The 24506-nt window shown below is 71.3% G+C and carries 25 protein-coding genes and 1 tRNA gene; 22 read left to right on the top strand and 4 right to left on the bottom strand.

Annotated elements, in window-relative coordinates; genetic code table 11:
* The first annotated feature begins 56 nt into the window (after positions 1-56).
* The 4 genes from ACBI99_RS07915 (at position 57) to ACBI99_RS07930 (ending at position 2933) form a co-directional block, all read left to right on the top strand.
* Complete coding sequence (locus tag ACBI99_RS07915) at positions 57-1280, top strand: MFS transporter (RefSeq protein ID WP_219506821.1); 1224 nt, start codon at positions 57-59, stop codon at positions 1278-1280.
* Entirely contained in the window at positions 1277-2104 is an 828-nt protein-coding gene (locus tag ACBI99_RS07920) for a metal-dependent hydrolase (RefSeq protein ID WP_375071984.1), read from the top strand. The genes ACBI99_RS07915 and ACBI99_RS07920 overlap by 4 nt, the downstream gene beginning before the upstream one ends.
* Before the next feature lie 78 nt (positions 2105-2182).
* Entirely contained in the window at positions 2183-2398 is a 216-nt protein-coding gene (locus ACBI99_RS07925) for a helix-turn-helix domain-containing protein (RefSeq protein WP_219506817.1), read from the top strand.
* Between the two features lie 4 nt (positions 2399-2402).
* A complete protein-coding gene (locus ACBI99_RS07930) occupies positions 2403-2933 on the top strand; it encodes a Clp protease N-terminal domain-containing protein (RefSeq protein WP_357588644.1) in 531 nt (176 codons plus the stop codon).
* Here the strand turns inward: ACBI99_RS07930 and sigJ are convergent.
* Positions 2924-3820, bottom strand: a complete 897-nt coding sequence (gene sigJ / locus ACBI99_RS07935) for an RNA polymerase sigma factor SigJ (protein ID WP_375071985.1) — start codon at positions 3818-3820, stop codon at positions 2924-2926. The genes ACBI99_RS07930 and sigJ overlap by 10 nt on opposite strands.
* 78 nt (positions 3821-3898) lie before the next feature.
* On the opposite strand from sigJ, the gene ACBI99_RS07940 reads away from it, so the two are divergent.
* Positions 3899-3971: transfer RNA gene (locus ACBI99_RS07940), tRNA-Ala, on the top strand.
* 55 nt (positions 3972-4026) lie between these two features.
* Here the strand turns inward: ACBI99_RS07940 and ACBI99_RS07945 are convergent.
* Positions 4027-4236 (bottom strand): DUF4236 domain-containing protein, encoded by a 210-nt coding sequence (locus ACBI99_RS07945; protein ID WP_219506809.1) that lies wholly within the window; start codon positions 4234-4236, stop codon positions 4027-4029.
* A 188-nt stretch (positions 4237-4424) separates the two neighbouring features.
* On the opposite strand from ACBI99_RS07945, the gene ACBI99_RS07950 reads away from it, so the two are divergent.
* From ACBI99_RS07950 to ACBI99_RS08025, 16 genes are all read left to right on the top strand, one after another.
* Positions 4425-5252 carry an SAM-dependent methyltransferase gene (locus ACBI99_RS07950; protein ID WP_375071986.1) on the top strand — a complete coding sequence of 276 codons (828 nt, stop codon included), beginning with the start codon at positions 4425-4427 and terminating at the stop codon, positions 5250-5252.
* Positions 5253-5381: 129 nt separating this feature from the next.
* Positions 5382-6359, top strand: a complete 978-nt coding sequence (locus ACBI99_RS07955) for a LacI family DNA-binding transcriptional regulator (protein ID WP_375072234.1) — start codon at positions 5382-5384, stop codon at positions 6357-6359.
* A 76-nt stretch (positions 6360-6435) separates the two neighbouring features.
* On the top strand, positions 6436-7416 hold the full coding sequence (locus tag ACBI99_RS07960; RefSeq protein WP_357588640.1) for an ABC transporter substrate-binding protein: 981 nt from the start codon (positions 6436-6438) through the stop codon (positions 7414-7416).
* A 50-nt stretch (positions 7417-7466) separates the two neighbouring features.
* Positions 7467-8975 carry a sugar ABC transporter ATP-binding protein gene (locus ACBI99_RS07965; RefSeq protein WP_375071987.1) on the top strand — a complete coding sequence of 503 codons (1509 nt, stop codon included), beginning with the start codon at positions 7467-7469 and terminating at the stop codon, positions 8973-8975.
* A gap of 8 nt (positions 8976-8983) precedes the next feature.
* Positions 8984-9994, top strand: a complete 1011-nt coding sequence (locus tag ACBI99_RS07970; RefSeq protein ID WP_219506802.1) for an ABC transporter permease — start codon at positions 8984-8986, stop codon at positions 9992-9994.
* Complete coding sequence (gene yjfF / locus ACBI99_RS07975; RefSeq protein ID WP_219506800.1) at positions 9991-10977, top strand: galactofuranose ABC transporter, permease protein YjfF; 987 nt, start codon at positions 9991-9993, stop codon at positions 10975-10977. Before ACBI99_RS07970 ends, yjfF begins: the two co-directional genes overlap by 4 nt.
* Before the next feature lie 156 nt (positions 10978-11133).
* Complete coding sequence (gene chvE, locus ACBI99_RS07980) at positions 11134-12252, top strand: multiple monosaccharide ABC transporter substrate-binding protein (RefSeq protein ID WP_246645166.1); 1119 nt, start codon at positions 11134-11136, stop codon at positions 12250-12252.
* 57 nt (positions 12253-12309) lie between these two features.
* On the top strand, positions 12310-13839 hold the full coding sequence (mmsA, locus tag ACBI99_RS07985) for a multiple monosaccharide ABC transporter ATP-binding protein (protein WP_219506799.1): 1530 nt from the start codon (positions 12310-12312) through the stop codon (positions 13837-13839).
* A 5-nt stretch (positions 13840-13844) separates the two neighbouring features.
* Positions 13845-15107: a multiple monosaccharide ABC transporter permease gene (gene mmsB / locus ACBI99_RS07990; RefSeq protein ID WP_357588638.1), complete on the top strand. Its 1263-nt coding sequence runs from the start codon at positions 13845-13847 to the stop codon at positions 15105-15107.
* Between the two features lie 75 nt (positions 15108-15182).
* Positions 15183-16178, top strand: coding sequence for a LacI family DNA-binding transcriptional regulator (locus tag ACBI99_RS07995; RefSeq protein WP_375072235.1), 996 nt, complete (start codon positions 15183-15185; stop codon positions 16176-16178).
* Positions 16179-16211: 33 nt separating this feature from the next.
* Complete coding sequence (araB, locus tag ACBI99_RS08000; RefSeq protein ID WP_219506797.1) at positions 16212-17900, top strand: ribulokinase; 1689 nt, start codon at positions 16212-16214, stop codon at positions 17898-17900.
* Complete coding sequence (locus ACBI99_RS08005; protein ID WP_219506795.1) at positions 17897-18544, top strand: L-ribulose-5-phosphate 4-epimerase; 648 nt, start codon at positions 17897-17899, stop codon at positions 18542-18544. The genes araB and ACBI99_RS08005 overlap by 4 nt, the downstream gene beginning before the upstream one ends.
* Positions 18541-20007: an L-arabinose isomerase gene (gene araA / locus ACBI99_RS08010; RefSeq protein ID WP_375071988.1), complete on the top strand. Its 1467-nt coding sequence runs from the start codon at positions 18541-18543 to the stop codon at positions 20005-20007. Before ACBI99_RS08005 ends, araA begins: the two co-directional genes overlap by 4 nt.
* A 20-nt stretch (positions 20008-20027) precedes the next feature.
* Complete coding sequence (locus ACBI99_RS08015; RefSeq protein ID WP_375071989.1) at positions 20028-21227, top strand: FAD-binding protein; 1200 nt, start codon at positions 20028-20030, stop codon at positions 21225-21227.
* A gap of 117 nt (positions 21228-21344) precedes the next feature.
* Positions 21345-22127: an LLM class flavin-dependent oxidoreductase gene (locus ACBI99_RS08020; RefSeq protein ID WP_375071990.1), complete on the top strand. Its 783-nt coding sequence runs from the start codon at positions 21345-21347 to the stop codon at positions 22125-22127.
* Between the two features lie 35 nt (positions 22128-22162).
* On the top strand, positions 22163-22561 hold the full coding sequence (locus ACBI99_RS08025) for a DUF3224 domain-containing protein (protein WP_219506791.1): 399 nt from the start codon (positions 22163-22165) through the stop codon (positions 22559-22561).
* A gap of 13 nt (positions 22562-22574) precedes the next feature.
* On the opposite strand, the gene ACBI99_RS08030 is transcribed toward ACBI99_RS08025, so the two are convergent.
* A complete protein-coding gene (locus ACBI99_RS08030) occupies positions 22575-22985 on the bottom strand; it encodes a hemerythrin domain-containing protein (RefSeq protein ID WP_375071991.1) in 411 nt (136 codons plus the stop codon).
* 174 nt (positions 22986-23159) lie between these two features.
* On the opposite strand from ACBI99_RS08030, the gene ACBI99_RS08035 reads away from it, so the two are divergent.
* On the top strand, positions 23160-23552 hold the full coding sequence (locus ACBI99_RS08035) for a 50S ribosomal protein L11 methyltransferase (RefSeq protein ID WP_375071992.1): 393 nt from the start codon (positions 23160-23162) through the stop codon (positions 23550-23552).
* Between the two features lie 17 nt (positions 23553-23569).
* Here the strand turns inward: ACBI99_RS08035 and ACBI99_RS08040 are convergent, their stop codons facing one another.
* Complete coding sequence (locus ACBI99_RS08040) at positions 23570-24505, bottom strand: hypothetical protein (RefSeq protein WP_375071993.1); 936 nt, start codon at positions 24503-24505, stop codon at positions 23570-23572.
* Position 24506 lies beyond the last annotated feature (1 nt).

The raw sequence follows: 24506 nt of genomic DNA on the forward strand, positions 1-24506 counted from the left end.
ATCTGTTAAGATGGTGATTCATCCCATGATTAGATGAGTGGAGGACCAGACCCGGCATGACTGTGCTCGCCGCCCCCGAGTCCCGAGGAAGAACCAACTCCCTCGCCTGGCTCCTCGTGCTGGGAATCGTCCTCGCGGCCCTCAACCTGCGCACCGCCGTGACCAGCGTCGGCCCCCTGCTCGACCAGCTCGCCGCCGGACTCGGCATGACCAGCGTCGGGACCGGCCTGCTCACCACGCTGCCCGTGCTGGCCTTCGCCACCGTTGGCGCGATCACGCCCACGCTGGCCCACCGCGTCGGGCAGCACCGCCTGCTGCTGCTCGCGCTCGTCACGCTCGGCGCCGGCATGCTCGTCCGGGCGCTCGTCGACTCCGCGCCGGTCTTCCTGCTCAGCAGCGCGGTCGCGCTCTCGGGCGGCGCGGTCGGCAACGTGCTCATCCCGTCGCTGATCAAGCGCCACTTCCCGGCCCGCACCGGGGTCATGACGACCGTCTACACCACCGCCCTGGCCACCGGCACCATGCTCGCCGCCGCGGCCACCGTGCCGATCGAGCGCGCCTCCGGCGACTGGCACGTCGCGCTCGGCGTGTGGGCCGCGTTCGCCGCGATCGCCGCCGTGCCGTGGCTGGCGCTGCTGCGCAGCGAGCCGGAGCGCGCCAAGGCCCGCGCCGGCGCCGGCATGCGCAGCCTGGCCAGGAGCAAGCTGGCCTGGACGGTCGCCGTCTACTTCGGCACCCAGTCGATGATCGCCTACATCATGTTCGGCTGGCTGGCCACGATACTCACCGACTCCGGCTACACCACCGCGCAGGCCGGGATGGTCCTCGGCGTGTTCACCGCGCTGAACATCCCCGTCTCCATCCTGATCCCGGTCGTCGCCTCGCGCTTCCGCGACCAGCGGCCCATCGTGGTCGGCCTGGTCGTCGCCTACGTCATCGGCTTCTTCGGGCTGTGGTTCGCGCCCGCCTCGACCGCGCCGGTCTGGGTGGTGTTCGTGGCGATCGGCATGGGCTCGTTCCCGCTCGCGCTGACCATGCTGGCACTGCGCACCCGCACGCCCGAGGCCACCGGCGCGCTGTCGGCGTTCGGGCAGAGCGTCGGCTATCTCATCTCCGGCGCCGGTCCGCTCCTCGTCGGGGTGCTGCGCGAGGCCGGCGGCGGCTGGGCGCTGCCGTACACGATGATGCTGGCCGTGATCGTCGTCCAGCTCGTGAGCGGCCTGTACGCGGGGCGCAACCGATACCTGGAGGACGAGCGCTCTGCCAGGATGACGGGGTGAACTCGACAGTCGTCACCTTCCCGCACGGTCATGTCAACGGCCGTTCCACGATCGTCGGGGCCGTGCCGGTGGGGGAGCGGCACGGCCTCGTCACCGCCGAGACGCCCTTCCACCCGCTCGACCACACCTGGCCCGACCAGCCCGCCGACCGGGGGACCATCGGCGGGCTGACCGTCGTGGACTGCGTGACCGGGGCGCTGTCCGGCTCCGGCGGCGAGATCGCGCTCGGCTCCGGCATCCCGGTGCGGCGCGGCTCCGACGGCTGGCGGTGGCTGGTCGTGCACGTGACCGACGAGCCGCTGCCGCTCGGCGCCGAGGTCGACCTGGTGGTCGACGCCGGTCACCGGGCCGCGCTCTCGGCCGGGCACACCGCCTGCCACCTGGCCGCGCTCGCGCTCAACGCCGCGCTGGCCGGGCGCTGGCGCAAGGAGACCGCCGCCGACGGGCTCGGCCACCCCGACTTCGACCAGAGCGCGATCACCTCCTCGCGGATCGTCCCGTACGGGAGCGTGGACGTCTACCGGCTGGGCAAGTCGCTGCGCAAGAAGGGGTTCACCGCCGAGGGGCTGGACCCGGCCCAGGTCGCGGCCGAGGTGAACGAGCGGCTCAAGGGCTGGGTGGCGTCCGGCGCGCCGGTGCGGCTGGACGTGCCGGGGCCGGAGCTCACCGCCCGCCGCACCTGGTCCTGCGCGCTGCCCGAGGGCGAGGCGTCGATCCCGTGCGGCGGCACGCACGTCGGCTCGGCCGCCGAGCTGGGCGAGGTCACGGTGGAGCTGGCCCTGGAGGAGCAGGCGCTCACCATGCGCACGACCGTGACGCCGTGAACCGTCAGCACGCGCTGACAGCCATAAGCGTGTCAGCACGTGTTGACAAGCGGGTGCTTGTCAGCGCATGCTGACAGCATGAGCGTCACCGAACTCGCCGAAGCGGCGGCCGATCGCGACCCGGGCACCGGCCTGGCCGCCGTCGCCGCGCTCCGGGTCCTGCTGGAGGAGCTGGAGGCCATGCACGTCTCCAACGCCCGCGCCCAGGGCTGGTCCTGGGAGCAGGTGGCCGACGCGCTTGGCGTCAAACGGCAGTCCGCCCACCGCAAGCACGCCCGCCGGATCGGGAGGTAGCACGATGCTGACGAGATTCACCGACGGCGCCCGCCGCACGATGATCAGGGCCGGCACGCTCGCCCTCGACGCCGGCCGTCCCGTCCTCGACACCGACCTGCTCCTGCTCGCGCTGGCCGAGATCCGGCCCTTCACGCTCGACGCCTTCACCGCCACCCCCGAGGCGGTGCGCGAGCACGTCGACACCGGCGACGCCCGCGCGCTGCTGGCCACGCTCGGCATCGACCTCGCCGAGGTGCACCGCCGCACCCGTGCCGGGGCCGACCGGCCCGACCTGTGGCGGCTGCGCCGCACGCCGCTGCGCCCGCTGCGCGTCGTGCTGTACGGGCCGCTCGGCGCGATCCCGCTGGCCATGCACGCCCGCAAGGCCGTCGAGGTGGCCCAGTGGAAGCCCGGCCCCGTCACCGGAGAGCGCCTGCTGTGGGGCCTGCTCGCCGACGGCGCCAACGGGGCCGGCCGCATCCTCCACGCGACCGGCGTCGACCTGCCCCGGCTCGTCGACGAGGCCGGCATCCCGCGGGCCGTTCACGCCTGATCGGCGGCCAGGCGGGTCAGCTTGTCCGGGTTGGCGATCAGGTAGATCGTCGCGATCCGCCCGTCCACGACGACGAGGGACGCCACGGTCACCACGCGTCCCGCCGCCCGGATCACCGCCGCCGGGCCGCCGTTCACCTCCGCGACCTCGAACGACAGCTCCGCGTCCGGCGGGGTCCCCACCGACGCCAGGAACCGGGCGATGCCCTCCTCCGAGCTGATCGACACCAGCCAGCGGGAGATCGGGTCCGCGCCCGTCATCACCCGCAGCGGCGCCCTGGCCTTGCCGCCGCTGTCGCTGATCAGCGTGACCTCGTCCGCCAGCAGCTCGATCAGGGCGCCGAGGTCTCCGTTCGCCGAGGCGCCGATGAAGCGCTCGGTGATGCGCCGCCGGGCCGCCCGGTCCGCCTCGTAGCGCGGCCGCTTCTCCCGCACGTGCTCGCGCGCCCGCCTGGCGAGCTGCCGGGTGGCCGCCTCGCCCCGCCCGATCACCTCCGCGATCTCCCCGAACGGCAGGTCGAACGCCTCCCTGAGCACGAACACGGCCCGCTCCAGCGGCGACAGCGTCTCCAGCACCACCAGCAGCGCCAGCTCCACGCTGTCGGCCAGCTCGGCGTGCTCGGCCACGTCCGGCGTCGTGCCCACCGGCTCCGGCAGCCACGGACCCACGTACGACTCCCGCCGCGAGCGCGCCCACCGCAGCCGGTCCAGCGCCAGCCTCGACGTCACCCGCACCAGGAACGCCTTCGGATCGGCGATCTCGTTCTCGTCCACCCCGGACCAGCGCAGCCACGCCTCCTGCACGACGTCCTCGGCGTCGGCCATGCTGCCCACGATCCGGTAGGCCACCCCGATCAGCAGGCGGCGATGTTCTTCGAAGGTAGACATGAACCCATAGACGTATCACGGCCATCCGGGCGTGACACGGGGGTGCCGAGATTCCGATACACTGGCGTCGCATCGCAAGGGGCTATGGCGCAGTTGGTAGCGCGCCTCCATGGCATGGAGGAGGTCTGGGGTTCGAATCCCCATAGCTCCACCCACGATCGGTGAAGGCCCCGGGGACGTCCCCGGGGCCTTCGCCGTGCTGCCCGTCAGTAGCGGTAGTGCCGGTGGTGGCGCCGCTTGCCGAAGGACTTGCTCACGTGGAAGCCGCCGGGCAGGCGCACGGTGACGTGGCGGCGGCCGTCGGGCGTCGTCGACACGTGGAAGCGGCGGTTGCCGAAGCTGTGGCCGACGCCGTGCCGTGAGAGGTTGACCCGGAACGGGCCCACCTTGATCGACTTTCTGTAGTGCCAGCCCACTGCCCCTCCTCCGGAGTACGCGTCGTTCTCCTGGTGAAACGATCGGCGTCCGCGCGAGGTTCCCTGCCCTATTGCACGAATGTCGTCGAATGGGCTGATTGCCCAATGAAAGTTTCATTCTGATCTGCGGAAGAATGTCGCGCTCGCTATGCTCCGAACGCATTCGACGCCGATCGACGAGGTGGCTCATGGGCGAGGGAACCCCCAGCTGGACGCATCAGGACCCGGATTACCTGCCGCCGGAGATCGACGCGAGCAAACCCAGCATCGCCCGCGTCTATGACGCTTTCCTGGGCGGCAAGGACAATTTCGCGGTCGACCGCGCGATAGCGCTGGAGGGCATGAAGCATTTCCCCGACGGCGGCGAAGGCGCGCGGCAGAATCGCGCGATGCTTTTCCGCGGCGTGCGCTACATGACCGAGCAGGGCATCGACCAGTTCCTCGACCTCGGCTCCGGGCTGCCGACGATGGACAACACCCACTCGGTCGCCCAGCGGATCAACCCGCGCGCCAAGGTCGTCTACGTCGACAACGACCCGATCGTGCTCGCCCATGCCCGCGCGATCCTGCAGACCAACGACAACACCCGGGTCATCACCGCCGACCTGCGCGAGCCGGAGGCGATCTTCGAGCATCCGAAGGTGGCCGGCTTCCTGGACTTCTCCCGGCCGATCGGCCTGCTGCTGGTGGCCGTCGTGCACCATCTGGGCGACGAGGAGGGCCCGGAGGGGCTGGTCGGCACGTACAAGGCGAAGCTGGCGCCGGGCAGCTTCATGCAGCTCACGCACTTCTGCTCGTGCGCGCCGGAGGTGCGGGCGCTGGAGGGCGTCCTGCTGGCGATGCTGGGCACCGGGCGGGCCCGTGACCTGAAGGAGATCGTGCGCTTCTTCGACGGGCTGGAGCCGGTCGAGCCCGGCGTGGTGCACGTGCCGCTGTGGCGGCCGGAGCAGCCGGTCGAGCTTCCCCTCACGCTGGGCGGCGTCTGCATCGCGGGCGGCGTGGCCCGCAAACCCTGACCGCGCCGCCGGTGACGCGGCCGTAATCGAAACGACGCTTGACGAGACTGGTTGTTAACGTTCACAGTCTTCCCAAGCCCGGAAAGGAGCACGGCTGTGGCATCCATCCAGGGGCGCCGCCCGCCTGTCATGGCCGACGTGGCCAGGGAGGCGGGAGTGTCCCACCAGACGGTCTCCCGCGTGCTGAACGAGCATCCCAACGTGCGCGGCGAGACCCGCACCAGGGTTCTGGAGGCGATCGACAAGCTGGGCTACCGCCGCAACCTCGTCGCCCGCGCGCTGGTCACCAGGCACTCGCGCACGCTCGGCGTGGTCAGCTTTGACACCACCCTGTACGGCCCCGCCAGCACGGTCTACGGCATCGAGCAGGCGGCCCGGGCGGCCGGTTACTTCGTCAGCATCGTCAGCCTCAAGTCCATCGACAGGAGCGGCGTCCGCGACGCCCTCGACTACCTGGCTGACCAGGGCGTCGACGGGATCGTGGTGGTCGCCCCGCAGCGGTCGGCCGCCCAGGCGCTGGCCGACCTGCCGCTCGACATCCCGGCCGTCGCGGTCGAGGGCGGCGAGGCCGGCGACGTGCCGGTGGTCTGCGTGGACCAGGTCGAAGGGGGCAGGCTCGCCACCGAGCACCTGCTCTCGCTGGGACACGAGACGGTCTGGCACGTCAGAGGGCCGTCCGACTGGCTGGAGGCCGAGGGCCGGGTCGCCGGGTGGCGGGCCGCGCTGCAGGCGGCCGGCCGGGAGACGCCGGAGCCGCTGGCCGGTGACTGGAGCCCGCGTTCCGGTTACGAGGCCGGTCGCCGCCTGGCGGCCATGCGCGACGTGAGCGCGGTCTTCGTCGCCAACGACCAGATGGCGCTCGGCGTGCTGCGCGCCTTCACCGAGCAGGGGGTGAGAGTGCCCGGTCAGGTGAGCGTCGTCGGCTTCGACGACATCCCCGAGTCGGAGTTCTTCTCACCGCCGCTCACCACTGTCAGGCAGGACTTCGGCGCGGTCGGCAGGCACAGCATCGGCATGCTGCTGCGCCAGATCGAGGGCGGCGGCGAGCATGAGCGGCTCGTCGTGCCCCCGGCCTTCGTCCGGCGCGCGAGCACCGCTCCGCGCTGACGGGCGGAGCGGCCGGACGGTGAACGCCGTCCACAGAATGTTAACGCTCACAAATTTCAGAAAGGACACCCCCCACGTGTTGAAGAAGATCTCTGTGCTGGTGGCGGCCGTCGTCGCCCTGGCCGGATGCGGTTCGAACAGCGGCTCGACCGGCAGTGACCCGGCGGGCGGCGCGGGCGACTCGATCACCATGGGCTTCTCCCAGGTCGGCGCCGAGAGCGGCTGGCGCACCGCGAACACCAAGTCCGTGCAGGAGTCGGCCAAGAGCGCCGGCATCGAGCTGAAGTTCTCCGACGCCCAGCAGAAGCAGGAGAACCAGATCAAGGCGCTCCGCTCGTTCATCCAGCAGAAGGTGGACGTGATCGCGTTCTCGCCGGTGGTGGAGTCGGGCTGGGACACCGTGCTCAAGGAGGCGCAGAACGCCAAGATCCCGGTCATCCTGACCGACCGCGCCGTCGACTCCAAGGACACCTCGCTCTACAAGACCTTCCTCGGCTCCGACTTCGTCGAGGAGGGCAAGAAGGCCGGCCAGTGGCTGGTGGAGGAGTACAAGGACGAGTCCGGCCCGGTCAACATCGTCGAGCTGCAGGGCACCACCGGCTCGGCCCCGGCCAACGACCGCAAGGCCGGTTTCGCCGAGGTCATCGGGGCCGACCCCAAGTTCAAGATCATCGCCTCGCAGACCGGCGACTTCACCCGGGCCAAGGGCAAGGAGGTCATGGAGGCGTTCCTGAAGTCCAACCCGGACATCGACGTGCTGTACGCGCACAACGACGACATGGGTCTGGGCGCGATCGAGGCCATCGAGGGCGCGGGCAAGACGCCCGGCACCGACATCAAGATCATCACGGTGGACGCCGTCAAGGACGGCATGCAGGCCCTGGCCGACGGGAAGATCAACTACATCGTCGAGTGCTCCCCGCTGCTCGGCCCGCAGCTCATGGACCTGGCCAAGAAGGTCGTCGCGGGCGAGCAGGTGCCGCCCCGCGTGGTGACCGAGGAGACCACGTTCACCCAGGAGCAGGCCAAGCAGGCCCTGCCCAGCCGCCAGTACTGATCCCAAGGGGCCGGGCCGCGGCCCGGCCCCGCCACCGGAAGGGGATGGCGATGGCCACACCCGCGCCGGTCCTGCGGATGAGCGGGATCGGCAAACAGTTCCCTGGCGTGCGCGCGCTGGACGGCGTGGACCTGAGGCTGCTGCCCGGCGAGGTGCACGCGCTCATGGGCGAGAACGGCGCCGGGAAGTCCACCCTGATCAAGGTGCTGACCGGCGTCCACCAGGCCGACGAGGGCGCGATCGAGCTGGCCGGCCGGCCTGTCGCGTTCGGCAGCCCGCTGGAGGCCCGCCAGGCCGGCATCAGCACCGTCTACCAGGAGGTCAACCTCTGCACCAACCTGTCGGTCGCGGAGAACATCCTCATCGGCCGCGAGCCCCGCAGGTGGGGCCGCATCGACTGGAAGCGGATGCGGGCCCGTGCCCGCGAGCTGCTCGCCAGGCTGGAGCTGGACCTGGACGTGTCGGCGCCGCTGTCGGCCTACTCGCTGGCGATCCAGCAGATGGTGGCGATCGCCCGCGCCCTCGACGTCGAGGCCCGGGTGCTCATCCTGGACGAGCCCACCTCCAGCCTGGACGCCGACGAGGTGGGCCAGCTCTTCCAGGTGATGCGCAGGCTCAAGGACGACGGCATCGCGATCCTGTTCGTGTCGCACTTCCTGGACCAGGTGTACGAGATCTCCGACCGGATGACGATCCTGCGCAACGGCCGGCTCGTCGGCGAGTACCCGACGCGCGAGCTCAGCCAGGTCGACCTCGTCGCCAAGATGATCGGCCAGGAGCTGGCCGCGCTCGACCGGCTGCACGGCGAGGCCGCGGCCTTCGACCGGCCCCTGGTGGAGGCCCGCGAGCTGGGCCGCGCCGGGGCGATCGAGCCGTTCACGCTCACGATCCACGAGGGCGAGGTCGTCGGGCTCGCCGGGCTGCTCGGCTCGGGCCGCACGGAGGTGGCCCGGCTGCTGTTCGGCGCCGACCACGCGGGCGGCGGCCGGGTGGCGGTCGGCGGCGCGCCCGCGTCGCTGCGCACCCCGCGCGCCGCGATGGGCCACGGGATCGCGTTCTGCTCGGAGAACCGCAAGGCCGACGGCCTCATCCCGGACCTGACCGTCCGCGAGAACATCATCCTCGCGCTCCAGGCGACGCGGGGCTGGACCAGGCCGGTGCCGCGCGAGCAGCAGGACGAGCTGGTCGAGCGCTACGTCAAGGCGCTGCGCATCAGCCCGCCCAACCCCGAGCACCTGGTGCGCGACCTGAGCGGCGGCAACCAGCAGAAGGTGCTGCTGGCCCGCTGGCTGATCCTGGAGCCGCGGCTGCTCATCCTTGACGAGCCCACCCGCGGCATCGACGTGGGCGCCAAGACCGAGATCCAGCGCCTGGTCGCCGAGCTGTCCGGCGGCGGCATGGCGGTGCTGTTCATCTCCGCCGAGCTGGAGGAGGTGCTGCGGCTCAGCCACAAGGTCGCCGTGCTGCGCGACCGGCGGCTGGTCGCCGAGCTGCCCAACGGGCCCGAGCTCACCACGGACGTGCTGATGGAGACGATCGCGAGCGGAGGCCGTACGTGATGGCGGCGATGCGGCGGCTGATCTGGCCGCTCCTGATCCTGGCCGCGCTGTTGCTGGTCAACGTGGCCTTCATCCCCGGCTTCCTGTCGGTGGAGGTGCGTGAGGGGCACCTGTACGGGAGCCTGATCGACATCCTGCGCTTCGGCGCGCCGCTCATCCTGGTCTCGCTCGGCATGACGCTCGTCATCGCGACCGGCGGCATCGACCTGTCGGTGGGCTCGGTGGTGGCGATCTCCGGCGCGCTGGCGTGCCTGCAGCTCAGCCAGGACCAGGGCGTGTTCACCGCGATCGTGCTGGCGCTCGGGCTGAGCACGCTGCTGGGCGCCTGGAACGGGTTCCTGGTGGCCGGGATCGGCATCCAGCCGATCATCGCGACGCTGATCCTCATGGTCGCCGGGCGCGGCCTGGCCCAGCTCATCACCGACGGGCAGATCATCACCGTCAACGACCCGGCCTACAAGCTGATCGGCGGCGGCTACTGGCTGACCGTGCCGTTCGGCGTCCTCGTGGTGCTGGCGGTGCTGGCGATCACCGCGTTCCTGACGCGGCGGCTGGCGCTGGGCCTGCTCATCGAGTCGGTCGGCGGCAACGCCGAGGCCAGCCGCCTGGCCGGCATCCGCGCGCGCGGGATCATCGTCATGGTGTACGCGTTCGCGGCCCTGTGCGCGGGTGTCGCCGGGCTCATGATCAGCTCGAACGTGTCGAGCGCCGACGGCAACAACGCCGGGCTCTGGATCGAGCTGGACGCCATCCTGGCCGTGGTCATCGGCGGCACGTCGCTGGCCGGCGGCCGGTTCTCGCTCGGCGGGACCGTGCTCGGCGCGCTCATCATCCAGACGCTGACCACGACGATCTACTCCGTCGGCGTGCCGCCCGAGACCACGCTGCTGTTCAAGGCGCTCGTGGTGGCGGCGGTCTGCCTCGTGCAGTCGCCGGCGTTCCGCGAGAAGGTGTTCCACCGCCGGCGGCGGCCGTCCTCCGCCCGTCCGGCCGAGGAGAAGGTGCGGGTGACGGCATGACGACGCTCTCCCTGGGCGGCGGGCGGGCCGTCCCCGCCAGGTATGTCCCGGTCCTGGTGACGGGGTGCCTGTTCGTGGCCATGTTCGTGGTGGGCGGGATCCGCTACGAGGGGTTCGCCAGCGGGCAGGTGGTGCTCAACGTCTTCATCGACAACGCGTTCCTGCTGGTCGTGGCCGTCGGGATGACGTTCGTGATCCTGACGGGCGGCATCGACCTGTCGGTGGGCTCGGTGGTGGCGCTGTCGACGATGATCTCGGCGAGCCTGATGGCCGGGCCGGGCTGGCCGCCGTACGTGGTGGTGCCGCTGGTGCTGCTCGTGGGGTCGGGCCTGGGCCTGCTCATGGGCTGGCTGGTGCACGCCTTCGACATCCAGCCGTTCATCGTCACGCTGGCCGGGATGTTCCTGGCCAGGGGGCTGTGCTACACGATCGGCACGGAGTCGATCCCGATCGAGGACGCCACGTTCACGGCGTTCGCGCAGACCAGGATCGACCTGTTCGCCGATCTGTGGATCTCGCCGAGCGTGGTGATCGCGGCCGTGGTGGTGCTGGCGGCGGCGTACGTGCTGCACTACACGCGGCTGGGCCGGGCCGTCTACGCCACCGGGGGCAGCGAGCAGTCGGCGCTGCTCATGGGGCTGCCGGTGGGCCGGACGAAGGTCGCCGTCTACACGATCTCCGGCTTCTGCTCGGCGCTCGGCGGGGTCCTGCTGTCGTTCTACATGCTCTCCGGGTACGGCCTGCACGCGGTGGGCATGGAGCTGGACGCCATCGCGGCGGTCGTCATCGGCGGCACGCTGCTGACCGGGGGCACCGGGTTCCTGTTCGGCACCGTGCTGGGCGTGCTCGTGCTGGGGCTGATCCAGACGATCCTCAGCTTCGAGGGGACGCTCAGCTCGTGGTGGACGAAGATCTTCATCGGCCTCCTGCTGTTCGCCTTCATCCTGCTGCAGCGGCTGTTCTCGGCCCGGAGACGCCCCTGACCTGGCCACCTGTGGTTACCGGACCGTTTCCGGGAGGTTACCGTCGTCCATTGACACCAGCGTTGTTAGCGATAACAATCAGCCCAGACGTAATGCGAACTTTGTTCCGGTTTATCACGGTTTAGCACCGCAACCCCCATACGAGGAGAGTCAAGGATGAGGTTGGGACGAATCGGGGGCGTGGTGTCCGCCATCGCGCTCGCCGCGACCATGACGGCCTGCGGCTCCGCCCAGAAGACCATCGACGCCGAGGCGTCCGAGGCCGCCGCGGGCGGCAACGCCGGCGCCCTCGTCGGCGTCACCATGCCGACCAAGTCGTCCGAGCGGTGGATCCACGACGGCGACAACGTCAAGAAGCAGCTCGAAGCCCTCGGCTACAAGGTCGACCTGCAGTACGCCGAGAACGACATCCCCACCCAGGCCAACCAGATCGAGAACCAGATCACCAAGGGCGCCAAGCTCCTGATCGTCGCCTCGATCGACGGCACCGCGCTGACCTCCCAGCTCCAGCAGGCGGCCGACAACAAGATCCCGGTCATCGCCTACGACCGGCTCATCCGCAACAGCCCCAACGTCGACTACTACGCCACCTTCGACAACTTCAAGGTCGGCGTCCAGCAGGCGACCTCGCTGCTGCAGGGCCTCGGCGTCGACAAGGGCGAGAAGGGCCCGTTCAACGTCGAGCTGTTCGGCGGTTCGCCCGACGACAACAACGCCACGTTCTTCTGGAACGGCGCCATGTCGGTGCTCCAGCCGAAGATCGACGACGGCACGCTGAAGGTCAAGAGCGGCCAGACCGACTTCAAGACCGCCGCCATCCTCCGCTGGGACCCGGCCACCGCGCAGAAGCGCATGGAGGACATCCTCACCAAGACCTACACCGGCGGCGCCGAGGTCGACGGCGTCCTGTCGCCCTACGACGGCCTGTCCATCGGCATCCTGTCGGCGCTCAAGAGCAGCGGCTACGGCACCAGCGGCCAGCCCTACCCGGTCGTGACCGGCCAGGACGCCGAGCTCGCCTCGGTCAAGTCGATCGTCGCCGGCGAGCAGTACTCCACCATCTTCAAGGACACCCGCAAGCTCGCGGAGGTCACGGTCAAGATGGCCGACGCCGTGCTCAAGGGCGGCAAGCCCGAGGTGAACAACACCAAGGACTACGACAACGGCACCAAGGTCGTCCCCTCGTACCTGCTCGACCCGGTGATCGTGGACGAGAGCAACTACAAGGACGTCATCATCGGCGGCGACTACTACACCGAGGACCAGCTCAAGTAGGAGCGCGCTCCGGGGGCGGCACGCCCCCGGGGCCCTCCCGGGCGAGGGGCTTGAGACATGACCGACCACATCTTGCGGATGAGCGGGATCACCAAGACGTTCCCCGGCGTGAAGGCGCTGCAGGACGTCACCCTGTCGGTGCGACGGGGCGAGATCCACGCCATCTGCGGCGAGAACGGCGCCGGGAAGTCGACGCTGATGAAGGTGCTGTCCGGCGTCTATCCGCACGGCACGTACGAGGGCGAGATCCACTTCGACGGCGAGCGGGGGGAGTTCGGCGGCATCCGCGACAGCGAGCGCGCCGGCATCGTCATCATCCACCAGGAGCTCGCGCTCAGCCCGCAGCTCTCGATCGCCGAGAACATCTTCCTCGGCAACGAGCGGGCCAGGCGCGGCTTCATCGACTGGAACCGCACCAACTACGAGGCCGCCCAGCTCATGGCGCGCGTCGGCCTGCGCGAGAACCCGACGACCGTCGTCTCCGACATCGGCGTCGGCAAGCAGCAGCTCGTCGAGATCGCCAAGGCGCTGTCGAAGGAGGTGAAGCTGCTCATCCTCGACGAGCCGACCGCCGCGCTCAACGACGACGACTCGGCCCACCTGCTCGACCTGCTGCGCGGCCTGCGTGACGAGGGCATCACCTGCGTGATCATCTCGCACAAGCTCAACGAGGTCACCGCGATCGCCGACTCCGTCACGATCATCCGCGACGGCCGCACGATCGAGACCCTCGACATGGCCACCGACGCGGTGACCGAGGACCGGATCATCTCCGGCATGGTCGGCCGCGCCCTCGACAACCGTTACCCGCCGCACGAGCCGACCATCGGCGCGGAGGTGCTGCGCATCGAGGACTGGACCGTGCACAGCCCCAGCCAGCCGGGCCGCAAGGTCGTCGACGGGGCGGCGCTCACGCTGCGCCGCGGCGAGATCGTCGGCCTGGCCGGGCTCATGGGCGCGGGCCGCACCGAGCTGGCGATGAGCCTGTTCGGCAGGACGTACGGGGTGAACATCTCCGGCAGGGTCTTCAAGGACGGAAAGCCGATCGAGATCCGCACCGTGCAGGACGCCATCCGGCACGGCATCGCGTACGCCACCGAGGACCGCAAGCGCTACGGCCTCAACCTCATCGAGGACATCAAGCGCAACGTCTCGGCCGCCGCGCTGTCCGGGCTGTCGCGCCGGGGCTGGGTCGACGAGCACGAGGAGTACGCGGTCGCCCAGCGCTTCCACAAGAGCATGAACATCAAGGCGCCGAGCGTGTCGAGCGTCGTCGGCAAGCTGAGCGGCGGCAACCAGCAGAAGGTCGTGCTGTCCAAGTGGATCCTGACCGAGCCCGACGTGCTCATCCTCGACGAGCCCACCCGGGGCATCGACGTCGGCGCCAAGTACGAGATCTACACGATCATCAACAGGCTCGCCGACGAGGGCCGGGCCGTGCTGGTGATCTCGTCGGAACTGCCCGAGCTGCTCGGGCTGTGCGACCGCATCTACACCCTCTCCGAGGGCCGCATCACCGGTGAGGTGCCGCGCCGGGAAGCGACGCAGGAACGCCTCATGCATCTCATGACCAAGGGACAGGAGTAGCTCCAATGAGCAGCATCACGCCCGCCGGCGTCCAGGCCGGCACTCAGGGCGGCGGGGGAGGGGAGCCGCGGCGGCCCGGCCGGGTGTCACTCGGCGGCCTGTCGCTCAACCTGCGGGCCAGCGGCATCTACATCGCCTTCGCGCTCATCGTCGTGTTGTTCTCGGTGCTCACCGACGGGGCCCTGCTCACGCCGCAGAACATCTCCAACATCATCGTCCAGAACTCCTACGTGCTGATCCTGGCGATCGGCATGATCCTGGTCATCATCGCCGGGCACATCGACCTGTCGGTGGGCTCGGTGGTCGCGGTGACCGGGGCGCTGGCCGCGGTGCTCATGGTCAACATGGGCCTGCCGTGGCCGCTCGCGCTGGCGCTCACCGTGCTGGCCGGCGGGCTCATCGGCGCCTGGCAGGGCTACTGGATCGCCTACTTCGGCATCCCGGCGTTCATCGTGACGCTGGCGGGCATGCTGCTGTTCAGGGCGCTGACGCTGACCGTGCTCGGCAACCGCGGCATCGGCCCGTTCCCCGACCAGGTCCGCACCCTGGCCAACGGCTTCACCAGCGGCTACCTGGGCAACGTGGGCCTCGGCGCGCTCGGCGGCGCCGACCTGTTCAGCCTGCTCATCGGCGTCGTCGCCATCGCCGGCATGGTCACCGCCCAGTGGCGCTCGCGCGCCGCCCGGGCCGGCTACGGCCAGAGCGTCGAGCCGATGGCGCTGTTCGCGCTCAAGATGGCCGCGGGCGCCGCCGTCATCCTCTTCCTGGTCGTGCAGCTCGCCCGCTTCCACAACCTGCCCTGGGTGCTGGTGCTGCTGGCGATCCTGGTGCTGGCGTACTCGCTGATGGCCAACCGCACGGTCTTCGGCCGGCAGATCTACGCGATCGGCGGCAACCTCCAGGCGGCGGTCATGTCCGGCGTCAAGGTCAAGAAGGTCGTCTTCTGGATCTTCGTCAACATGGGCGTGCTCTCGGCGATCGCCGGCATCATCTTCGCCGGGCGCCTCAACCAGGCGGGCCCGACGGCGGGCAACAGCTTCGAGCTCGACGCGATCGCGGCGGCCTTCATCGGCGGCGCGGCCGTGCAGGGCGGCGTGGGCAAGGTCGTCGGCGCGATCACCGGCGGCCTCATCATGGCCGTGATCAACAACGGCATGTCCCTGATCGGCTCCCCGAGCGAGCGGGTCATGCTCGTCAAGGGCGCCGTCCTGCTGGCCGCCGTCGCCTTCGACGTGTGGACCAAGCGCAGGGCCGGCGCCGCGGGCTGACGGCCGCGCACTACGATCTGCTAGCCGACGGAAGGAGAGAGCGTGGGAGCGATCCCCAGGCGACGCCTGCCTGTCATGGCCGACGTGGCCAGGGAGGCGGGCGTGTCGCACCAGACGGTCTCCCGCGTGCTCAACGACCATCCGAACGTCAGGGCCGACACCCGCGCCCGCGTCGAGGCGGCCATCACCCGGCTCGGCTACCGGCGCAACCTGACCGCCCGCGCGCTGGTCACCCGGCGCTCGCGCACGCTCGGCGTGATCAGCTTCGACACCACCCTGTACGGGCCGGCCAGCACGATCTACGGCATCGAGCAGGCGGCCAGGACGGCGGGCCACTTCGTCAGCATCGTCAGCCTGAAGTCGATCGACGCCGACAGCGTGCGCGACGCCATCGCCTACCTGACCGACCAGGGCGTCGACGGGATCGTGGTGGTCGCGCCGCAGCACTCGGCCAGCCAGGCGCTGGAGAGCCTGCCGATCGGCACGCCGGCCGTCGCGGTCGAGGCCACCCACCGGGCCGACATCCCGGTGGTCCGCATCGACCAGGCGGAGGGCGCCGGGATGGCCACCCGCCACCTGCTCGACCTGGGCCACGAGACGGTCTGGCACGTCAGCGGCCCGGCCGGCTGGCTGGAGACCGAGGGGCGGCTGCGGGGCTGGCGCGAGGCGCTGGAGGAGGCGGGGCGGCCGGTGCCGGAGCCGCTGACCGGCGACTGGAGCCCGCGCGCCGGCTACGAGGCTGGCCGGCGGCTGGCCGCGACGGCCGGGGTCACGGCCGTCTTCGCCGCCAACGACCAGATGGCGCTCGGCGTGCTGCGCGCGCTCTCCGAGGAAGGAGTGAAGGTGCCCGGCCGGATCAGCGTCGTGGGCTTCGACGACATCCCCGAGTCGGCGTTCTTCTCGCCGCCGCTCACCACCGTCAGGCAGGACTTCGACGTCGTGGGCCGCCACTGCATCGAGATGCTGCTGCGGCAGCTCGACGCCGGGCCCGGCCCGTACGAGAGGCTGGTCGTGCCGCCCGGCTTCGTCGTCAGGTCCAGCACCGCACCGCCGGCCGCCGCCGCAGGGTAGGAACCACGTGGCGGCCGTCCCCATCGAACCCCCATGGAGTCACATGTGAACGCTAACAAGTTCGTGGTCGGCGTGGACTTCGGCACGCTCTCCGGACGCGCCGTGGTGGTCCGCGTGTCCGACGGCGCCGAGCTGGGCAGCGCCGTCCACGAGTACGCCCACGGCGTCATCGAGCGCGAGCTGCCCGGCTCGGACGTCCGGCTCGGGCCCGACTGGGCGCTGCAGTCGCCGCAGGACTGGATCGACGTGCTGCGCGTCGCCGTCCCCTCGGCCGTCGCGGCGGCCGGGGTGTCACCCGCCGACGTGATCGGCATCGGCACCGACTTCACCGCCTGCACCGTGCTGCCCGCCACGGCCGACGGCACGCCGCTCTGCTTCGAGACCCCCGAGCTGCCGCACGCCTGGCCCAAGCTGTGGAAGCACCACGCCGCCCAGCCGCACGCCGACCGCATCAACGCGCTGGCCGCCCGGCGCGGCGAGAGCTGGCTGCCCCGCTACGGCGGCAAGATCTCCTCCGAGTGGGAGTTCGCCAAGGCCCTCCAGGTCCTGGAGGAGGACCCCGGCACGTACGAGCGCGCCGAGCGGTGGATCGAGGCCGCCGACTGGATCGTCTGGCAGCTCACCGGCGTCGAGAGCCGCAACATCTGCACCGCCGGCTACAAGGGGATCTTCCAGGACGGCGGCTACCCGTCCGAGGACTTCCTCGCCGAGCTGAACCCCGCGTTCGCCGGCTTCACCGGCAAGCTCGCCACCGGCCAGGTCGGCGAGGACGCCGGCAAGGGCGTCCGGCTGGCCGCGCTCGGCGCGCCCGCCGGCACCCTGTCCGCGCGCGCCGCCGCCTGGACCGGGCTGCCCGAAGGCGTCGCCGTCGCCGTCGGCAACGTGGACGCGCACGTCACCGCCGCCGCCGCGGACGCCGTCGCCCCAGGCCGGATGGTCGCCATCATGGGCACCTCCACCTGCCACATCATGCCCAGCGACCGGCTCGCCGAGGTGCCCGGCATGTGCGGCGTCGTCCGCGACGGCATCGTGCCCGGCCTGTGGGGCTACGAGGCCGGGCAGTCGGCCGTGGGCGACATCTTCGCCTGGTTCGTCGACGCGTTCGTGCCCGCCGCCTACACCCGGCGGGCCGCCGAGCAGGGCGTCAGCGTGCACGCCCACCTGACCGCGCTGGCCGCCGAGCAGGCCGTCGGCCAGCACGGCCTGGTCGCCCTCGACTGGTTCGGCGGCAACCGGTCCGTCCTGGTGGACCACAACCTGTCCGGCGTCGTCCTCGGCCAGACCCTCGCCACCAGGCCCGAGGACGTCTACCGGGCCCTCATCGAGGCCACCGCCTACGGCGCGCGGACCATCGTGGAGACGTTCGAGAAGTCCGGCGTCCCCGTCGAGGAGTTCGTCGTCGCCGGCGGCCTGCTGAAGAACCCCTTCCTCATGCAGGTCTACGCCGACGTGCTGCGCCGCCCGCTGTCGGTGATCGGCTCCGACCAGGGCCCCGCCCTCGGCTCGGCCATCCACGCCGCCGTCGCGGCGGGCGCCTACGACGACATCCAGGCCGCCGCCGCGGCCATGGGCAAGCGCACCGAGGCCGCGTACGTGCCGGACGAGGCCAGGGCCGACGCCTACGACCGGCTCTACGCCGAGTACCGGGACCTGCACGAGCACTTCGGCGACGGAAAGGCGCTGCACCGGCTGCGCGCGATCAGGAACGAGGCCAGAGCATGAGGAAGACCGTCAGCGACCTGCACGCCGAGCTGGTCCGCTACAACCTGGTGGCCTGGACGGCGGGCAACGTCTCCGGCCGCGTCCCCGGCGAGGACCTGTTCGTCATCAAGCCCTCCGGCGTCTCCTACGACGAGCTGTCGCCGGAGAACATGGTGGTCTGCGACCTCGACGGCAACCTCGTCGAGGGCGCGCACGCGCCGTCCAGCGACACCGCCGCGCACGCCTACGTCTACCGCAACCTGCCCGAGGTCGGCGGCGTGGTGCACACCCACTCCACCTACGCCTCGGCGTGGGCGGCGCGCGGCGAGGCCATCCCGTGCGTGCTGACCGCGATGGCCGACGAGTTCGGCGGCGAGATCCCCGTCGGGCCGTTCGCGCTGATCGGCGACGACTCCATCGGCCAGGGCATCGTCGAGACGCTCAAGGGCCACCGCTCGCCCGCCGTGCTCATGCGCAACCACGGCGTGTTCACCATCGGCAAGACGCCCGAGGCCGCCGTCAAGGCCGCCGTGATGTGCGAGGACGTGGCCCGTACCGTGCACGTCGCCCGCCAGCTCGGCGAGCCGCTGCCGATCGCCCGCGACGACGTCGACCGCCTGTACGACCGCTATCAGAACGTCTACGGACAGAGGAGCCCGCGTTGAACATCTGGTTTCTGACCGGCAGCCAGGGGCTGTACGGCGAGGACACGCTGCGGCAGGTCGCCGAGCAGTCGCGGCGCATCGCCGAGGCCCTGCCGGTGGCCGTCGAGTGGAAGCCCGTGCTCACCGACGCGGCCGCCATCCGGCGCGTCATGCTGGAGGCCAACGCCGACGACTCCTGCGCCGGCGTCATCGCCTGGATGCACACCTTCTCCCCGGCCAAGATGTGGATCGCCGGGCTCGACGCGCTGCGCAAGCCGCTGCTCCACCTGCACACGCAGGCCAACGTGGAGCTGCCGTGGAGCTCCATCGACATGGACTTCATGAACCTCAACCAGGCCGCGCACGGCGACCGCGAGTTCGGCCACATCCAGACGCGGCTCGGCGTGCCCCGCAAGACCGTCGCCGGGCACGTCAGCGACCCGGCCGTGGGCGAGCGCATCCTGGCCTGGGAGCGCGCCGCCAAGGGCGTGGCCGAGGTGCGCACGCTGCGGCTGGCCCGGTTCGGCGACAACATGCGCGACGTGGCCGTCACCGAGGGGGACAAGGTCGAGGCACAGCTCCGCTTCGGCGTCTCCGTCAACACCTACGGCGTCAACGACCTGGTCGAAGCCGTGGACTCCGCCTCCGACGCGGACGTGTCGGCGCTGGTCAAGGAGTACGCCGAGCTGTACACCGTGGCCCCCGAGCTGCTCGGCGAGCGCAACGAGTCGCTGCGCTACGCGGCCAGGATCGAGCTGGGCCTGCGCCGCTTCCTGGAGGACGGCGGGTTCCGGGCGTTCACCACGAACTTCGAGGACCTCGGCGGCCTGCGCCAGCTCCCCGGCCTGGCCGTGCAGCGGCTCATGGCCGACGGCTACGGCTTCGGCGGCGAGGGCGACTGGAAGACCTCGGTGCTCCTGCGCACGCTCAAGGCGATGTCTGACAAGGAGCGGCCCGGCGGCACGTCCTTCATGGAGGACTACACCTACGACCTGACGCCCGGCGGCGAGCTCATCCTGGGCGCGCACATGCTGGAGGTGTGCCCGTCGATCGCGGCCGGCACCCCGTCGTGCGAGATCCACCCGCTCGGCATCGGCGGCCGGGAGGACCCGGTCAGGCTCGTGTTCGACGCCGAGCCCGGCCTCGGCATCGTCGTCGGCCTGGCCGACATGGGCGACCGGTTCCGCCTGGTCGCCAACGAGATCGACGTGGTGACGCCGCCCCAGCCGCTGCCCAAGCTGCCGGTGGCCCGCGCCGTGTGGCGCCCGCGCCCCAACCTGCGCACCTCCACCGAGTCGTGGCTCACCGCCGGGGCGCCGCACCACACGGTCCTGTCCACGGCCGTCGGCCGCGAGGAGCTGACCGACCTGGCCGAGATGCTGGGCGTCGAACTCGTGATCATCGACGCGGAGACCACGACCGAGCGGTTCACCAAGGAACTGCGCTGGAACCAGGCCTACTACCGCCTGGCCCAGGGGTTCTGACCGTGTGGGAAGGTGGGGCCGTGACGCTGACGAACTGGGCTGGAAACACCACGTTCCGGGCAAGCCATCTGCACCGTCCCACCTCCCTCGACGAGCTCCGGCGTGCCGTCACCGGCGCGCCCCGGGTGCGGGCGCTGGGCAGCGGCCACTCGTTCAACGACGTCGCCGACACCCCCGGCGAGCTGGTGTCCCTCGACCGGATGCCGTACCTGGTGGAGATCGACGAGGCCGCGCGCCGGGTGCGGACCGGGGCGAGCACCACCTATGCCGCGCTCGCGCCCGAGCTGCACGCGCGCGGGCTGGCGCTGGCCAACCTGGCCTCGCTGCCGCACATCTCCGTCGCCGGCTCGGTCGCCACCGGCACCCACGGCTCCGGCGTCGCCAACGCGAGCCTGTCGGCGGCCGTGTCGGAGCTGGAGCTGGTCACGGCCGACGGATCGCTCGTCACGCTGCGGCGCGGCGACGACGGCTTCCCCGGCGCGGTCGTGGCCCTCGGCGCGCTCGGCGTCGTCACCGCGCTCACGCTCGACCTGGTGCCCGCCTTCGAGCTGCGGCAGTACGTACGCGAAGGCGTGCCCGCCGACGCGCCGTTCGGCGAGCTCATGGCCGACGGCTACAGCGTCAGCCTGTTCACCGACTGGCGCGACACCCGCGCGTGGGTCAAGCGTGACGCCGAACTCAGCGGCGACTGGTTCGGCACCACCGCCGCCGGCGGGCCCCGCCACCCGGTGCCCGGCATGCCGCCCGGGAGCTGCACCGGGCAGCTCGGCGTCCCCGGGCCGTGGCACGAGCGGCTGCCGCACTTCCGGGCCGACGCGCCGCCCAGCAGCGCGGGCGACGAGCTGCAGTCGGAATGGCTGATGCCGCGCGAGCACGCCGCCGACGCGCTGCGCGAGCTGCGCGCCGTGGGTGGGCGGATCCGGCCGGTGCTCCAGATCGCCGAGGTGCGCACGGTCGCCGCCGACGACCTGTGGCTCAGCCCCTCCTACGGGCGCGACAGCGTCGCCGTGCACTTCACCTGGGTCAAGGACCCCGCCGCCGTGCTGCCCGTGATCGAGCTGGTGGAGGACGTGCTGGCGCCGTTCGGCCCGCGGCCCCACTGGGGCAAGCTGTTCACCCGCCTGCCGGCGTGTCCCGAGCGGTTCGGCGAGCTGGTGCGCCGCTACGACCCGCACGGCCGCTTCGCCAACGACTTCACCCGCCGGCTGCTGGGGGAGTAGCGCCCCGGCTACTGCCGGGGGAGTAGCGTGCGCGGCCGGGCTTGCGTCCGGCGGCGTACGGCGGGACCGGTCCGGCGGACGATGCGCCGGGGCGGCCGGCGGGCGATCGTATAGGGCATGATCCCCCATGCCTTCCGGTTCGGCGTCGTCGCCGGCCGCTCGCCCGACTGGGCCGGCCTCGCCCGGCGCGCCGAAAGCCTCGGCTACTCGACGCTGCTGGTCCCCGACACGCTCGGCACGCTGGCGCCGTTCGCCGCCTGCGCCGCCGCGGCGACCGCCACCACCACGCTGCGCGTCGGCACGTACGTGCTCTGCGCCCCGCTGCGCCACCCGCAGGCCGTCGCCTGGGAGGCGGCCACGCTGCGCGAGCTCAGCGGCGGCCGCTTCGAGCTCGGCCTGGGCGCCGGCCGGGCGCACGCCGAGGCCGACGCCGCCCGGCTCGGCCTCTCCTTCGGCACCCCCGGGCAGCGGATCGAGCAGGTCGCCGCCACCGCCGACGCCGTCGAGGACGTGCCGGTCCTCATCGCCGCCGCCGGCTCCCGGCTGCTGCGCGTCGCCGCGGCGCGGGCGGCCACGGTCGCGGTCGCGCTGCCGCCCAACGGCACCGAGGCGCAGCTCGCCGCCCGCCTCGACGAGCTGTACGAGCTGGCCGGCGACCGCTTCGACGACCTGGAGCTGAACGTCAACGTCGCCGCCGTCGGCGAGGAGCTGCCCGCCTGGCTGACCGCCCGGTTCGGCCCGCCCGGCGACGACGCCGTCGGCGTGCTGCCCGGCGGCCCTGACCAGATCGTCGAGACGCTGACCAGGCGAAGGGACAAGCTCGGCGTGTCGTACGTGACCGTCCCGGCCGACCGCATCGACGCCTTCGCGCCCGTCGTGGAACGCCTCGCCGGTACCTGACCGGATCTGACAGGTATGACCGGCATGCTGGGCGCATGATCGCACAAGGACCCTTCGACACCGCCGGCTGGAACGCCGAGCCGCCCTTCGACGACCGCGACGGCGTCTCGCTCGGGCGCGTCTCGATGAGCAAGACTTTCCACGGCGACCTGACCGCCACCAGCGTCGTCCACCTCACGGTGGTTTCCACGCCGGTGGCGGAGTCGAAGGCGTACGTGGCCGTCGAACGCGTCGACGGAGTCCTGCACGGCCGCAAGGGCTCCTTCGTCGTCCAGCACAGCGCCGCCGACGACCGGGGCGCCCAGTCGCTGCGGGTCAGCGTCGTCCCCGACTCCGGCACCGGCGAGCTGGCCGGGCTGCGCGGCGAGATGACGATCGGCATCGCGCCCGACGGCGCCCACTCCTACACCTTCGACTACACGCTGGCAGGCTGAGCCGCCCCCGCCGTCAGAGCCCTTCGGGGACCGTGGTCAGGCGATTGAGCAGGGGGACGAGCTGCTCCTCCTCGTAGTCGAGGTGCGCCTCCAGCTCGGTGGCCAGCCGGTCCAGCTCCTCCCGGACGCCGTCACCGGCGCCGCTGAGGGCGCGGACGCGGGCGAGCAGCCCGGCCACCACGTGATGTTCCGCCCGCAGCCGCGCCAGCACCTCCGCCAGCTCGGGGTGCTCGCCGTCCAGGTGCGGGAACAGCACCGAGTCCTCGCCCTCGTGGTGCGCGTGCAGCGCGTCGCAGAACGCCAGGCAGTGCTCCCGCAGCTCCGGCGCCCCCTGAGTCCCTTGGCGCAGGGCGGCGAGCTGCCGCCGGAACCCGTCGTGCAGCTTCACCAGCTCATCACCCAGCGCGACCATCCGCTCCGTCATACTGCCCCTTCCGTCTATTTTTTATACGCGTATAGAAAGTAGCATCCGGGAGAACCGCTCGCCACGCCCCCTCCGGCGTGAAACGGCCGAGACCTGATGATTCGGTGGACAGAAGCAGGACGACAATGCGAAGCGGCCTGGCGATCGGCCGCCGGAGCGCGACCACCCGCCCGCATGGCGCCGGCCTGCGACCGGACGAACGCCGCCACCGCCTACCGGCTGGCCTGCGAAGGCACCGCCCTGCTCTGGCGGGGCGACTTCCACAACGCCCGCCAGCTCCTCGGCGCGCTCGGCCGCCGTCTTCTCCCCGGTACGCGGCGAGTACGTGAACCTGGTCGCCGAGGCCCCCTGCCGTCCGGACGCGCCGCTTCCGACATTGGCACCGGCACCGGCGTGCTGGCGGCCCTCCTGGCCCGTCGCGGCGTCCGGCACGTCGTGGCCACCGACCTCGACCCCCGCGCCGTCGCCTGCGCCGGCGAGAACGCCGACCGCCTCGGACCCCAGGGACCTCTCAGAGCCGACCGCTCAGAAGGGACCACCACCCTCTGGCGCCTCACCGACGGCTGACACCATGTGCGCAGCCGTCACGGGATGAGCCGATACAGGCCACGGTCGACCCGTTCCAGGTCGTCGTAAGTCCTCGCCGCGTTGTCCGGCGCGTTTCGGCACATGTGCCCGGTGACCATGGTCCGGATGGTCGTATCCGCGTACCGAGTGCCGCGATCTTTCATCTCACTGAGGACCTGGGCCGGAGTGAAGGAGGCGCCTCCGCTTCGGGTGAGCAAGGCGCGGATCGCCATGAGAATCTCCTGCCGCACACCCTCCCGGCTCCCGGCTGACATCTCGTGAGGTTGTACGAGCGCAGGCATCGGGTCGTCGGAAGCATCGTCGGCGGCAAGGCTCGCGGAGGCCGGATCCGGAGGCGCCCCCAGCGGATCCACCTCGTACACGGCCAGCCGTAGCTCGTCATCCACCTCGATCAGCACGTCGCGCCACGCCTGGACGTGGTGGGCGGCCAACTCGGTGCCGATGATCTGGGCAGCGGTCGTCGGCAGCTTCGCCGTGTCGGCCGGGCGCAGGCTGATCCGCTCGCCTTCGATGGCCATGCCGTACCGCCGCGCGGCGCCGGTCATGTATCGGCGCAACCGTGCCGTCTCCACGTAGACGAAGAGACGCTTCGCAACCCCTGGGAACGCGGCGAGCCGATAGAAGTCCTTGAGCGCCTCGCCCAGCGCCATGGTCCACGCCGCGTTCTTCTCGTGCGGTTCCCGTGGGAACTTGAACTCGATCACGACGGGCGGATGATCGTCGACCACCAGATCGATACGCGAGCCCTTGAGCGCCGGATGGGGCCATTCCGCGTGAAGGGCGGCAGGGGCGACGCCCGCGTCGGCCAGAGCCCGTGCCGAGGCGAACCGGACGGTGTCCTCCGTCAGCAGCGGGCCCAGGCCATTGTGCCGATGAGCACGAAGCTCGGCGGCGACCGCCTCCCAAACTGGGCGGGCGATGCTCTCGTTCACC

It is taken from the genome of Nonomuraea sp. ATR24, assembly GCF_041950485.1.
GTDB classification, from domain to species: Bacteria; Actinomycetota; Actinomycetes; order Streptosporangiales; family Streptosporangiaceae; genus Nonomuraea; species Nonomuraea ceibae.